8 protein-coding genes and 3 pseudogenes are annotated in these 13,820 nt (G+C 59.6%); 7 read left to right on the plus strand and 4 right to left on the minus strand.

Going from position 1 to position 13,820, the window contains the following annotated elements; translation table 11 throughout:
• Positions 1-164: 164 nt before the first annotated feature.
• Positions 165-1,487, minus strand: a pseudogene (locus IMW75_RS10665) (ATP-binding protein); the annotation flags it as partial.
• A 325-nt stretch (positions 1,488-1,812) separates the two neighbouring features.
• Here IMW75_RS10665 and chrA point away from each other — a divergent pair.
• The 4 genes from chrA (at position 1,813) to IMW75_RS10685 (ending at position 7,072) form a co-directional block, all read left to right on the plus strand.
• Entirely contained in the window at positions 1,813-3,018 is a 1,206-nt protein-coding gene (gene chrA, locus IMW75_RS10670) for a chromate efflux transporter (protein WP_205892630.1), read from the plus strand.
• Between the two features lie 10 nt (positions 3,019-3,028).
• On the plus strand, positions 3,029-3,334 hold the full coding sequence (locus tag IMW75_RS10675; RefSeq protein WP_205892587.1) for a PadR family transcriptional regulator: 306 nt from the start codon (positions 3,029-3,031) through the stop codon (positions 3,332-3,334).
• A gap of 207 nt (positions 3,335-3,541) precedes the next feature.
• Positions 3,542-4,102 carry a recombinase family protein gene (locus IMW75_RS10680; protein WP_205892631.1) on the plus strand — a complete coding sequence of 187 codons (561 nt, stop codon included), beginning with the start codon at positions 3,542-3,544 and terminating at the stop codon, positions 4,100-4,102.
• 3 nt (positions 4,103-4,105) lie between these two features.
• Positions 4,106-7,072 (plus strand): Tn3 family transposase, encoded by a 2,967-nt coding sequence (locus tag IMW75_RS10685; RefSeq protein ID WP_205892588.1) that lies wholly within the window; start codon positions 4,106-4,108, stop codon positions 7,070-7,072.
• Between the two features lie 34 nt (positions 7,073-7,106).
• Here the strand turns inward: IMW75_RS10685 and IMW75_RS10690 are convergent.
• The 3 genes and pseudogenes from IMW75_RS10690 to IMW75_RS10700 form a co-directional block, all read right to left on the minus strand.
• Positions 7,107-7,457: pseudogene (locus IMW75_RS10690) on the minus strand (hybrid sensor histidine kinase/response regulator); the annotation flags it as partial.
• Positions 7,454-8,956, minus strand: coding sequence for an ATPase domain-containing protein (locus tag IMW75_RS10695; RefSeq protein ID WP_045058362.1), 1,503 nt, complete (start codon positions 8,954-8,956; stop codon positions 7,454-7,456). The pseudogene IMW75_RS10690 and the gene IMW75_RS10695, both read right to left, overlap by 4 nt.
• 233 nt (positions 8,957-9,189) lie before the next feature.
• The gene (locus IMW75_RS10700) at positions 9,190-10,245 is read right to left on the minus strand and encodes a tetratricopeptide repeat protein (protein ID WP_205892589.1); all 1,056 of its coding nucleotides are present in this window, start codon (positions 10,243-10,245) and stop codon (positions 9,190-9,192) included.
• 150 nt (positions 10,246-10,395) lie between these two features.
• Between IMW75_RS10700 and IMW75_RS10705 the strand changes: the two are divergent.
• From IMW75_RS10705 to IMW75_RS10715, 3 genes and pseudogenes are all read left to right on the plus strand, one after another.
• Positions 10,396-12,531, plus strand: a pseudogene (locus tag IMW75_RS10705) (FUSC family protein).
• On the plus strand, positions 12,521-12,721 hold the full coding sequence (locus IMW75_RS10710) for a DUF1656 domain-containing protein (RefSeq protein ID WP_045058365.1): 201 nt from the start codon (positions 12,521-12,523) through the stop codon (positions 12,719-12,721). Before IMW75_RS10705 ends, IMW75_RS10710 begins: the two are co-directional and overlap by 11 nt.
• A gap of 4 nt (positions 12,722-12,725) precedes the next feature.
• Positions 12,726-13,688, plus strand: coding sequence for an HlyD family secretion protein (locus IMW75_RS10715; RefSeq protein ID WP_205892590.1), 963 nt, complete (start codon positions 12,726-12,728; stop codon positions 13,686-13,688).
• Positions 13,689-13,820: the final 132 nt, after the last annotated feature.

The following is a 13,820-nucleotide window of genomic DNA, read 5'->3' on the forward strand; positions in this document are numbered from 1 at the left end:
GATCTTTTGATCTGAAATAATCCAGCGCGATCCCTCGATCCCGAAATCAAAATCAAAAGATCGCAGCCTTCGGCAGCTCCTACCGGTCACAAACCGGCCAAACCGGCCAAACCCGGTCAAAGCGGGTCAAGCCAAGCCAAAACCGGTCAAAAAAGCCTGCAGGCTCAAATATGGATCATCTCCCGCACCTTCGCCGTCAACAGGTCGAAGGTGAAGGGCTTGGTGATCATCTGCATCCCAGGGTCAAGAAACCCGCCACGCACCGCCGCGTGTTCTGCGTAACCGGTAATGAACAACACCTTGAGATCCGGCCGGAACTGCCGCCCGATCTCCGCCAGCTGCCGCCCGTTCATGCCAGGCAGCCCGACGTCACTGATCATCAGGTCGATGCGTTGCGTCGAGTCGAGAATCGGTACTGCGCTGTCTGCGTCGCCGGCTTCCACATAGGCGTAGCCAAGATCGCTCAGGACCGTGCTGACGAGCACTCGCACCGCCGGATCATCTTCAACGATCAACACTGTCTCGCCGTTTCGCGCGTAGGGCGCATGAGGTGCATCCACCGGCAAATACTGTGGCACATCACCGCCAAAACGCGGCAGGTACAGGCTCACGGTAGTGCCCGCACCCACTTCACTGCTAATGGCCACATGCCCCCGAGACTGCTTGCTGAAACCATAGATCATCGACAGGCCCAGTCCCGTGCCCTGGCCGATGGGCTTGGTGGTGAAGAAGGGGTCAAAGGCCCGGCTGATGGTGCTTTGTGGCATGCCGCAGCCGTTGTCTGTGACGCTGAGCATCACGTAGTCGCCCGGCGCCAGATTGGCATGGGCGTCGGTAAAGGTCGCATCCAGGTGTTCGTTGCGAGTCTTGACCACCAGCTTGCCGCCGTTGGGCATGGCGTCCCGGGCATTGATGACGAGGTTGAGCAGGGCGCTTTCCAGCTGATTGGGATCGGCCTCGGCCACCCACAGTTGCTGATCCAGCTGCATGTCCAGCTGAATGCTTTCGTCAATGCTGCGCTGCAACAGCTCGCCCATGGAGACCACCAGGGCGTTCATCTCCACGGGTTTGGAATCCAGCGACTGGCGGCGTGAAAACGCCAGCAGCCGGTGGGTCAGGCCGGCGGCGCGATTGGCCGAGGTCACACCCAGGTCGATCAAGCCGTCCAGGTCGTCCGTGCGACCACGGGCCAGACGCCGGCGTAACAGCTCCAGGCTGCCAATGATCCCGGTCAACATGTTGTTGAAGTCGTGAGCAATGCCACCCGTGAGCTGTCCCACGGCTTCCATTTTTTGCGACTGGCGCAGGACTTCTTCGTTATGGCGCAACTGCGCGGTGCGTTCCTCGACCTGTTGTTCCAGGGTTTCGAGGGTATTCTGCAGGCGTAGCTCGCTCTGACTCAGGTCGATCAGCCGGTCCCTGGCTTCGTACTGTCGTCGGCGCCCGCGCAAGGCGGTGGTGACCAGGCTGATCAAGGTCACCGGATGAGGGGAGCCCGCAGAATTCGGAAAAAATCGTACGCTAAGCCCTGAATCCAAGTCTGGGGAGCAGCGAAACAGGAAATGCACTTAAGTCAACTCCCTGTTTCGTGACCCATGGGCATGATTACGCCGGTGGCGTTCTGATGGGGGTCACCTCAGAAAACGGAAAATAAAGCCCTCTAAGCCGTAAGTAAGCGTGCTCCTGTTAAAGCCACAGCTAGAACTAACTGCATAGTGCGCATCGAGGTATTTTCTAAGCCTTATAATCGAGTTTCGTTATCGAATTTCGATGATTATGGTTCAACCTGTTGCAAATCATGAAGGCGAAAGCATGACCACCACCCCTCCCAATGACAGCAGACCATGGTCGGTCTTTCTTATTTTTCTGCGACTTGGATTGACCTCTTTCGGCGGGCCCATCGCGCATTTGGGCTATTTCCGCGCCGAATTCGTCACACGGCGGCGCTGGCTCACTGAACGGAGTTATGCTGACTTGGTCGCGCTTTGTCAGTTCTTGCCAGGGCCAGCAAGCAGCCAGGTCGGCATAGCGGTAGGACTGTCTCGGGCTGGATACAGCGGGGCGCTGGCTGCATGGGCTGGCTTCACGCTGCCGTCTGCCATAGCCTTGATCCTTTTTGCGCTCGGCATCTCCAGCTATGGAGATTACGTCTCGCAGGGCATGTTGCATGGTTTAAAAGTGGTGGCTGTTGCCGTGGTCGCTCAAGCGGTATGGGGCATGGCGCGCAACCTATGCACGGATGGGCTGCGAATCACCATAATGGCCATTGCTACCTGTCTAGTTTTACTTGTGCCGTCCGCATGGGGGCAGGTCGGCGTGATTGCTATCGCAGGCATCGCAGGCCGGTTGTTGTTCAAACCAGCGCAAATTATTGAGCACGACCCACTACCTATCACGGTCAGTCATCGGGCGGGCGTGCTCTGGCTCTCGCTGTTCTTTGTCTTGCTGATTGGTCTGCCGGTGTTGGCCAAACTAATGCCAAGTCAAACTATGGAAATCGTGGATTCCTTCTATCGTGTCGGATCACTGGTGTTCGGCGGTGGTCACGTTGTGCTGCCATTGCTGCAAGCCGAAGTGGTGCCCTCAGGCTGGGTGAGCAATGAATCCTTCCTCGCCGGGTACGGGGCAGCTCAAGCGGTACCCGGCCCCTTGTTCACTTTCGCCGCGTTCCTTGGTGCCTCGATGAACACCGCTCCGTCGGGCTGGATCGGCGGCATCGTGTGCCTACTGGCTATCTTCGCGCCCTCGTTCTTACTGGTAGTCGGGGCAATGCCATTTTGGGAGCTCCTGCGCCGCAATACAGGCACCCAAGCCGCGCTGGCCGGGATCAATGCCGCTGTAGTTGGCCTGCTGCTGGCCGCGCTCTATCACCCTGTATGGACTAGCGCTATTTTTCAGCCGCAAGACTTCGGCTTGGCATTAGTCGCCCTTGTCGCACTTATGTTCTGGAAGCTCCCGCCGTGGCTGGTTGTCGTCAGCAGCGCTGCAGCTGGGTGGGTGTTGAGTGCCGCGCTGTGAGGCACGAAAAATGACGGACAAAGACCTCTACGGCGGTTTGATCCGCCTGCACATCCTTCACCATGCAGCAGAGGAACCCGTCTTTGGACTGGGGATCATCGAAGAGCTACGCCGACACGGCTACGAGATGAGCGCCGGTACGGTGTACCCGATGCTGCACGGTCTGGAAAAAAAAGACTATCTGACCTCCCGTCACGAACGCACCGGGCGACGTGAACGGCGTGTTTATGAAATTACTGAACAAGGTAGAACTGCACTTGCTGATGCGAAAGAAAAGGTCAAGGAGCTGTTCGGGGAGCTGATAGAAGGAGATTGAGTTTTTGCTTCAATGTCAGGTTGAGCTATACCCCATCCTGATGTCAGGCAAAGCCATGTCACTCCGTCAGAATAGAGTCCTGTTTAGCATTCTTTGACAAGTGCTTGCCAAGGTCATAGATTTCACCCTGACAGATTTAGGGCTTTGGGAGCAATGGAACAGAAAGTGCCCTTAAGCCCTCCCACCAATCTTGCCCGTGGAGGCATCGTGCAGGGACAACGTATTGGCTATGTCCGGGTCAGCAGCTTCGACCAGAACCCGGAACGCCAACTGGAACAGACCGAGGTGAGCAAGCTGTTCACCGACAAGGCCTCAGGAAAGGATACCCAGCGTCCGCAGCTGGAGGCCATGCTCGGCTTCGTTCGTGAAGGTGATACGGTCGTGGTGCACAGTATGGATCGCTTGGCCCGCAACCTGGATGACCTGCGCCGCCTAGTGCAAAAGCTGACCAGTCGCGGCGTGCGTATCGAGTTTTTGAAGGAAGGCCTGGTATTCACTGGTGATGATTCGCCGATGGCCAATCTGATGCTGTCGGTCATGGGGGCCTTCGCCGAGTTCGAGCGAGCGCTCATTCGCGAACGACAGCGCGAGGGCATCGCCCTGGCCAAGCAACGTGGCGCTTACCGGGGGCGTAAGAAAGCCCTGTCCGACGAACAAACCGTCGCAGTCCGGCAACGGGCTGCTGCCGGCGAACCGAAAACCCGGTTGGCCCGTGAGTTCGGTATAAGTAGAGAAACCCTCTACCAGTACCTTCGCACGGATGACTGATACATGCCCCGTCGCTCGATACTCTCGGCCTCTGAGCGCGACACTCTGCTTGCGCTGCCGGAAAGCCAGGACGATCTGATCCGCTACTACACCTTCAACGAGTCCGACCTGTCGCTGATCCGTCAGCGACGGGGTGATGCCAATCGCCTCGGCTTTGCCGTGCAACTCTGCCTGCTGCGCTACCCCGGTTACGCCCTGGCCAGCGACAGCGTGCTGCCAGATCCGGTCATTGAGTGGGTGGCCCGACAGGTTCAGGCTGCGCCCGAAAGCTGGGCTAAGTACGGTGAGCGCGATGTCACCCGCCGTGAACATGCCCAGGAGTTACGAACCTACCTGGGCTTGTTGCCGTTCGGGCTGTCAGATTTTCGCGTCCTGGTACGTGAGCTGACCGACCTGGCCCAGCAGACCGACAAAGGTTTGTTACTGGCAGGGCAGGCTCTGGAGGGCCTGCGTCAGCAACGGCGGATCTTGCCGACCCTGACGGTGATCGACCGGGCCTGCTCCGAAGCCGTGACGCGAGCGAACCGGAGGGTCTACCGTGCCTTAATCGCGCCGCTGAGCCAGCAGCATCGCAACAAACTCGACGAACTGTTGACCGTCAAGACGGGCAGCAACAGTACTTGGTTGACCTGGCTGCGGCAGTCACCGTTGAAACCGAATTCGCGGCACATGATGGAGCACATCGAGCGGCTGAAGATTTTTCAACTGGTGGCCCTGCCCGAAGGGCTCGACAGGCATATCCACCAGAACCGCTTGCTCAAGCTTGCCCGCGAAGGTGGGCAGATGATGCCTCAGGATCTTGGCAAGTTCGAGAATGAACGGCGTTACGCCACTTTGGTGGCCGTAGTGCTGGAAAGCACCGCAACGGTGACCGATGAACTGGTAGATCTGCACGACCGTATTCTGATCAAACTGTTCAGCAGCGCCAAAAACAAGCATCAGCAGCAATTCCAGAAACAGGGTAAGGCGATCAACGACAAGGTGCGCCTGTACTCGAAGATAGGTCAGGCTCTGCTGGACGCCAAAGCATCAGGTGACGATCCGTTCGCCGCCATCGAGGCGGTCATCCCTTGGGATGAATTCGCCCAGAGCGTCACTGATGCCGATCTGCTGGCCCGCCCCGAGGCCTTCGACCATCTGCACCTGGTCAGCGAGAATTTCAACACCCTGCGCCGTTATACACCGGCCTTTCTGGAGGTGCTTCAGCTGCGAGCTGCACCGGCAGCGCAACGTGTGCTGGATGCCATCCAGCAACTGCGGGAAATGAACGCGGACAATCTGCGCAAGGTGCCGTCGGACGCACCGATTGCGTTCATCAAGCCGCGCTGGAAACCGCTGGTGATCACACCGGAAGGCATTGATCGGCGCTTCTACGAAATCTGCGCCTTGTCCGAGCTGAAAAACGCGCTGCGTTCCGGCGACATCTGGGTCAAGGGTTCCCGGCAATTCCGTGATTTTGAAGATTATCTCCTGCCACCCGCGAAGTTTGCCGCACTCAAGAAGGAAAAGGCGCTGCCGTTGGCGATCAACCCCAACAGCGACCAGTACTTAGAAGAGCGCTTGCAGTTGCTCAATGAGCAGTTGGCCACCGTCGCAAAATTGGCCAAGGACAACGAACTGCCGGACGCGATCCTCACCGAATCCGGATTGAAAATCACACCATTGGATGCGGCGGTACCGGACACCGCTCAAGCACTGATCGACAAGACAAGTCAGTTAATGCCACGTATCAAAATCACCGAACTGCTGATGGACGTGGATGAGTGGACGGGATTTACCCGCCACTTTACCCACTTGAAGGATGGGGCCTTGGCCAAGGATAAAACCCTGCTACTGTCCGCAATCCTCGGCGATGCCATCAACATCGGGCTGACTAAAATGGCCGATTCAAGTCCGGGTATGACCTACGCCAAGTTGTCGTGGCTGCAAGCCTGGCACATTCGCGACGAAACCTACTCGGCGGCACTGGCCGAACTGGTCAACAGCCAGTTCAGCCATACCTTCGCGGCCAACTGGGGAGACGGCACCACCTCATCGTCCGATGGACAGCGCTTCCGCACAGGCGGTCGAGGCGAGAGCACCGGGCACGTCAACCCGAAGTACGGCAACGAACCGGGGCGGCTGTTCTATACCCACATCTCCGATCAGTACGCACCGTTTAGCACTCGCGTGGTGAATGTCGGTGTTCGGGATTCGACCTACGTGCTCGACGGGCTGCTGTATCACGAGTCGGATCTGCGGATCGAGGAGCACTACACCGATACGGCGGGCTTTACCGATCACGTTTTCGCCCTGATGCACCTGCTGGGTTTTCGTTTTGCCCCGCGCATCCGCGATCTTGGCGAAACCAAGCTGTATGTGCCGCATAGCGTGCAGGACTACCCGACACTGCGGCCAATGATAGGAGGTACGTTGAACATCAAACACGTCCGGGCTCATTGGGACGAAATCCTGCGCCTGGCCGCGTCGATCAAACAGGGCACGGTCACCGCCTCGTTGATGCTGCGCAAGCTGGGGAGCTATCCGCGCCAGAACGGTCTGGCCGTCGCCCTGCGGGAGTTGGGGCGCATCGAGCGGACGCTGTTTATCTTGGACTGGCTGCAAAGTGTCGAGCTGCGTCGCCGCGTGCACGCTGGGTTGAACAAGGGCGAGGCCCGCAATGCCTTGGCCAGGGCGGTGTTCTTCAACCGCCTTGGTGAAATCAGGGATCGTAGCTTCGAACAGCAGCGCTATCGGGCCAGCGGACTGAATCTTGTGACCGCCGCCATCGTGCTGTGGAACACGGTCTACCTGGATCGGGCAACTCAAGGGCTGACTGACGCCGGAAAGCCGGTGAATACCGACCTGTATCAGTACCTTTCGCCGTTGGGTTGGGAGCACATTAACCTGACCGGCGATTACGTCTGGCGGCAGAGCCGCAAGCTCGAGGACGGTAAATTCAGGCCACTACGACAACTCGGAAAACCTTAGCGTACGATTTTTTCCGAATTCTCTAGGCTCCCCGATGAAAAGGACGCTCAAGGAAGGTCACGTTGCCCAGTTGCGGGCTGAAACGCGAAGCGGGGTTTTGCTCGGGGCCCCCATGATGAGTCATCAATACGATGGGCAGATCCGACCATGCCGGCTGTTGCTCGATCAGCCCCACCAGGGGTTCGAGATCGCCGCCCAGCAAGGCCTCAGAAGAAATCAGCAACAGCCCGGCACCCAGAACAAGCTCACTGCACAGGGACGTCAGGTCGCGGGTGATGATCCCGGTAAATCCGGCTTCGTTGAGCATCATCAGGGCGATCTGGCTGTCACGTCCCAATGGCGCGAGAATGATCGCGCGCTCGGACTTTGCTACCTGAGCCGTCACGGGGCTTCGTCCCCGAGTAACGGCTTGCGGGCGCCCATGTAGGTAGGTACGCCGCGCAGAACACCCTGGAAAGCATCGAGCGGCTCGCCGATGGTCATGCCCTTGCCGCTGATACGGTATTCACGGATGGTGGATTCGTGGCTGCCGGTGCGCTTCTTGATGATGGAGATAGCGCGGCGAACCTTGCCCAACGCTTCGAAATAGCGCAGCAGGATCACCGTGTCAGCCAGGTAGGTAATATCGACGGGGGCCTGCATGTCGCCTACCAGGCCGTGCTGGGCAACGGTCATGAACGTCGCGGCGCCCCGACGGTTGAGGTACAGCAACAACTCGTGCATGTGCAGGACCAGGGCATTTTCTTCCGGCATGGCGGCCTGATAGCCGTTGATGCTGTCGATGACCACTGTCTTGATTCCGCGTTCATCCACGTAACGGCGCACCCGGTGGGAAAATTCGCCGGGGGACAGCTCGGCCGCGTCGACTTGCTCGATCATCAGGTTGCCGGTGTCCTGCAGGGCCTTGAGGTCAATGCCCATGTTATTCATGCGCTCGAACAGCAGCCCCAGTTCTTCGTCGAAGATAAACAGCGCGGCCTTTTCCCCGCGCAGCACAGCCGCTGCCGCAAAGATCATCGAAATCAGCGATTTGCCCGTACCGGCGGGGCCAAGGATGAGGGTGCTGGAGCCGGTTTCGATGCCGCCGCCGAGCAGGGCATCAAGCTCTTTGATGCTGCTGGTCATTTGGGTGCGGATGTACTTGCCGCGGTGTTCTGCGGCCACCAGACGGGGGAAGACATGCACGCCGTCACCCATGATGGTGAAGTCGTGGAAACCTCCGCGGTACTTCTGGCCGCGGTATTTCACCACACGAATGCGCCGGCGTTCGGCGCCGTAGTTGGGCGTCAACTCTTCCAGGCGAATGACCCCGTGCGCGACGCTGTGCACGGTCTTGTCCAGGGATTCGGTAGTGAGGTCATCCAGCAGCACTACGGTGGCGTCGTAGCGCACGAAGTAATGCTTGATGGCGAGGATCTGCCGACGATAGCGCAGCGAGCTCTGGGCCAGCAGACGGATCTCGGAGAGGCTGTCCAGTACAACGCGGGTCGGCTTGACGCGCTCGACCACTTCAAAAATCTGCCGGGTCGCTTCGCCAAGCTCCAGGTCGGAGGAATACAGCAGGCTTTGCTGATGTTCGGCGTTGAGCAGGCTTTCCGGAGGTGTCAGCTCGAAGATGTGGATGTTTTCGTCCAGTTCCCAACCGTGGGACAACGCGCCCTGACGCAACTCTCGTTCGGTTTCCGAAAGTGTGATGTACAACGAGCGCTCGCCGGCTCGAGCGCCGGCCATCAAAAAATGCAAAGCAACGGTGGTTTTGCCAGTACCGGGTTCACCCTCCAGCAAAAAAACGTGTCCGCGGGACAAGCCACCGGCCAGGATGTCATCCAGACCTTCGATACCGGTAGCGGCCTTTGCGCTGAACAACTCGTTAGATGTAGACAAAAAAAGCCCTCTCATGACTAGGGGAAGCGAGGCCGCAGGCCTGAAATGCCTGCTCGGACTGCCTGATCACTTGACCTTGTGCCATCACGGCGGTTCCACACTATTTGCGGTTTTGGCGTATTTTGGGCTTTAACGAGTTGTGGGTTATTCAGGATTTAGGGCTTTGGCACGTTGTTGGGTATGCAGGATTGTGAGAGCAAAGCTAACGTTGCTTCTACTGGACCCGACTTGCCTCAAAGCCCCTGCTGCAACGCCGGATCATCCGGGTTCATCTGCTCAAGCTGAGCCAGCAGAATCTGCACATTCTGCAACTGCCCGCTTTCCTTCCAGTAATTGATCAACAACACCCGGGCCCGACGATCGGCGGGATTGCGCTCGACTATTTCCTGCAACTGCTTCTGCGCCGCTTCCAGTTCCTGCTCATCGTGCAACGTGGTAGCCAGGTCGTAGCGGTAGTCCTTGTTATCCGGTTCCAGCTCTACCGCCTTGGCCAAACCCAGAACGGCATATTCACTCTGCCCGTGATGCAGCAACCACATTCCGAGGGCATGCTGCAGGTAAGCCGAATCCGGCTGGGCTTTCAACTGCTTGGCCAACAGCAGCCGGGCGGCGTCGCTCTGGCCTTGCCTGTCCAGTACGTCGATTTGCATCACCAGCGCCGGCAGATTGGTGGGGGCCAGTTGCAGAGCGTTCTCCAGCGCCTGCTGCGCCTCCTTCAGGTCACCGTTATGCAGATGAAGCAGAGCCAGCTGGTAATAATTGTCAGCGCTGGGCGGTTGCGCCTGCAGATCCTTCTCCCAGGCATCAATGGCCTGCTCCAGCGGCCCGAAATACAAGCCAAGCTCATCCGGGGACAGGCCGAGCAAGGCATTTACCGCGGCATAACGCACCTGCTGTTCGCGGTCTTCGAGCAATGGCCCGATCAACAGGCTGCGCTGGCCATTGGGCACCAGGGCGCTGATGCTCTTGATGGCAGCCACACGCACCTTCGCCGATTCGTGTTGCAAGTCGGCATCCGCCAGTTTGAGGGCGACCGAGCTTGGGTAGTTAGGCAGTTCGGCGTGCAGCCAGATTCGTCGTTTATCGGAGATGTCGGGGCGCGCCAGTTGTTGATAGAGCACCCGCGCAGCGCCGGGTTTGCCGGCTCGGGCCTGCTCCAGCGCTTCGCTGTAACCCCGCTTGATCGCAGGCGGGACGTCGGGGGTGGTGCTGCGCAGGAAGAACCAGGCCAGCACAACGGCGAACAGCGCGCAGAGGCTGATGATCAGGTAGCGGCGTGACTGGGGCATGCAGGAATCCATTGCTGACAAGCTTGTGCAAAGCCGTCAGCTTCGGTCAGGCAGGGCCTGGAGTCAAACCCTGACGCGTGCTAATGAAATGCATCGACAGACTGCCCCCAGTGACTACGCTTGCAGGGACAAGACTGGTCGAGCGCATCCATGCAGCCGCTGCTTCAATATTTCAAGGCAATGTTCAACCCCGGGCCAGGGGTGTTGTTGTTCGCCTTGAGAACCATCGCCGCCGGCCTGCTCACGCTGTACCTGGCGTTCCTGTTCGACCTTGACCAGCCAAAATGGTCGATCATGGCGGTGGTCATCGTCAGCCAACCCCTGGGCGGCATGACCCTGGCGCGCAGTTTCGGCCAGGTCATCGGTACCACCCTGGGCGCCGTGGTCGCCGTGCTGATCATGGCGATTTTCCCCCAGGCGCCGCTGCCATTCATTCTGACCCTGGCCTTGTGGCTGGCCCTGTGCACCGCAGGGGGGACGTTGTTGCGCTACACCAGTTCCCAGGCCTTCGTGCTCAGCGGTTACACCGCGGTGGTGGTGGCCTTGCTCGCCGTACCCGAGCCGGATGGCATCTTCCTGCTGGCGGTAACCCGTGTCACCGAGACCTTGCTGGCGGTGGCGTGTGTCTGCGTGGTGAGCCTGCTCACGGCGCGCCCGGAGTCAGTCGCCCGGGATTACTTCACCCGGATCGATCAGGTCATCAAGCTGCTCGCCACCCACGCCGCCGCTGTTATCCGCACCGAGGAAAGCGAGGACGATTTCCATCGTCGGCAAATGCAGTTGTTGGGCGAAATCAGCGCCCTGGAAGGCGTGCGGCGTCATCTGTATTTCGACGCGCCGCGGCTGCGCAGTGCCAACGCTCTGGTGCAACTGCTGGGTAACCAGCTGGTGCTGCTGACGTCACGCCTGACTGCTCTGCGGCACCAGCGGCTGCTGCTGACTGAACGTTGGGAGGGCGAACTGCCGGAAGAAATACTGCAGATTCGCGCCGAAGAACTGACATTCCTCGACGAACTTGCTTTGCAGGGCCGTTCGCTCGCGGCCGAGTCTCGCCAGCATTTCATCTTGTTGCAGCACCGCTTCGATGAGCTTGCCTATCGCGCCGAGCAACTGACCGAGGCCATGCCGGCGACGTTGCGCTCGCTGGCCTGGTCGCTGCGCTGGGAACAGGCACGCCTGCTTGAGCAGCTGGGGCAGATTCTGGAGCTCAGCGATGCGATTCAGGAGGAGCGCCGCGCCAGCTAGGTGTTCCGCGGGCAGAATAACCCGTTGCACCTGGATTTCACCCTGGCGGCCATGAACGCGGTGCGGGCCTTTACAGCGTTGGTGGTGGCCGGTCTGATCTGGATCGAGACGGGTTGGGACGGCGCCCGCGGAGGGATGGTGCTGGTGGGCATTCTCTGCTCATTGATGGCGACATTCCCGCGGCCGCTGTTGGCCGCGCAGAGTTATGCCCGAGGGCTGGGATTGGCACTGGTGGTGTCAGCGCTGTATCAGTTCATGCTGGTGCCGATGATCAGTGACTTCGAAATGCTCGCGCTGTTGCTGGTGCCCTTGCTGTATGCCGTGGCGGTGGGTTTGGCCAGCCCGCCCACTACCGGCACCGGGATCGGCCTGGGGTTATCCACCTTCCTTCTGCTGGGGCCGCAGAACGCGGGGATCGGCCAGAATACGGCCATCCAGTGGTTCGGATTTGCTGGCGCGTACATGTGCGCCACGGCGCTGGCATTGAGTGTCTATGCGCTGATTTTTCCCTTCCGGCCAGCCTTGCGCATCCGCCGGCTGTACTTAGAGAATCGGGCGCAGGTGTATGCCTTGTTGAAGGCCGCGGCCAGCGACGAACAGCAATTCGCCTTCGAGAGCCGCATGGTCGACAGGGTCACCATGATGCTGGGGCTGCTGCCCGCCGCGAGCGACAAAGACTCCAGGGCATTTTTCGAGTTCAGCCTGGGCTGCATGGCATTAGGCGTGGCATTGAACCAGCTGCGACAGCAGGGGCAGGGCAACAGTTTGCTGGACGACGAAGTGCAAAGTCGCTTGCTGGCCACCGTGCGCGAGACCGGGCGGCTGATCGCAGGGCGCCAGGGTATTGAACTGACTGCCGTGCTCGGTAGCCTGCACCAACTCGGTGATTACCTGGACACTCTGCATTCGGGCGCCCATGAACATTTGTGGAGCGTGTTCCGTATGCGCGTTGCGCTGTTGATTGTGGTGTCGTTCCTGGAGCGCCACTCGGCGCATTTTCAAACGGTGGACGTGGAAGGAGTAGCTGATTTTGCCCATTGATCTGGAAGTAGGCGGCGTCTATCTGCCGCCAATCGCCCAGGCCCTGCTGCTGGCCCTGCCGGTTTTCCTTGCCTTGGACTGGGCCCTGCGGCGCATGGGGGTGCTGCGCTTTGTCTGGCACGAGGCGCTGTTCGAAGGCGCATTGTACGTGTGCGTGTGTGCCGCCCTGATACTGGTGATGGGAGCCTGACACCTTGAAAAAATTACTGCCCCGTCTAACCACCCTCGCCGTAGTGCTGCTGGCCTTCTTACTCGGCTGGTTTGCCTGGAATCACTACACGCGTGCGCCCTGGACCCGTGACGCGCGGGTGCGTGCCGACGTGGTCACCTTGTCGGCCGACGTAGCAGGGCGCATCGTCAGCCTTGGCGTGCAGGACAATCAACATGTTGCCAAGGGCCAGCTGCTGCTGGAGATCGACCCGGCGCGATACACGCTGGCCGTTGAACATGCCAGGCGTGCGGTAGAAGTATCCAAGGCCACCCTGGGGCAATCCGAGGCGGCGATCGTGTCCAGCGAGGCATTGCTCAAGCAGCGTGAGAGTGAGGAACGACGCCGGCGCAAGCTCAAGGAAGGGTTCGCGATCTCGGGTGAGGAGTGGGAGAAATCCAGTACCGAGGTGGCGGTGGCCAAGGCCGAGCTGCTGCGCAACCAGGCTAACCTGGGCTTGGCCCAGGCCAATGTGCAACTGGCAATTGCGGCGCTGACCCAGGCCGAACTCGACCTGCAACGCACCCGCGTGGTGGCACCGGTGAGTGGCTATGTGACCAACCTGCTGACCCGCGAGGGTGACTATGCCCCGGCGGGCGGCGCGTTACTGGCGCTGGTGGACAGCGATTCCTTTTATGTCGCGGGTTATTTCGAGGAAACCAAATTGCCGCGCATCCAGGAGGGCGACCCCGTGAAGATCGAATTGATGAGCGGCGAGACCTTCGCTGGCACGGTGCAAAGCATCGCCTTCGCCATCGCCGACCGGGAAAACCTGCCAGGTGGGCGTCTGCTGGCCAACATCAACCCGAGTTACACCTGGGTAAAACTGGCACAGCGGGTGCCGGTGCGCATAGGGATTGATCCTGCCTATGCGGCAAAAAACCGCCTCCGGGCGGGGACAACCGCGACCGTGACCGTGCTGGAGAACACCCGACAACAGGCGCGATAAAAGCTTGCGCAATTGATGGGGGGCCTCCTTGAGTGTGCCTCCCACCTACCTGCCAAACGCGCAAAAAAAACCCCACGACCGGATGAGGCGCGGGGTTAAACAATCGGTTGGTTGCGGCCAACCAAAGGGGCT

Source organism: Pseudomonas gregormendelii (assembly GCF_017114825.1).
Taxonomy (GTDB): domain Bacteria; phylum Pseudomonadota; class Gammaproteobacteria; order Pseudomonadales; family Pseudomonadaceae; genus Aquipseudomonas; species Aquipseudomonas gregormendelii.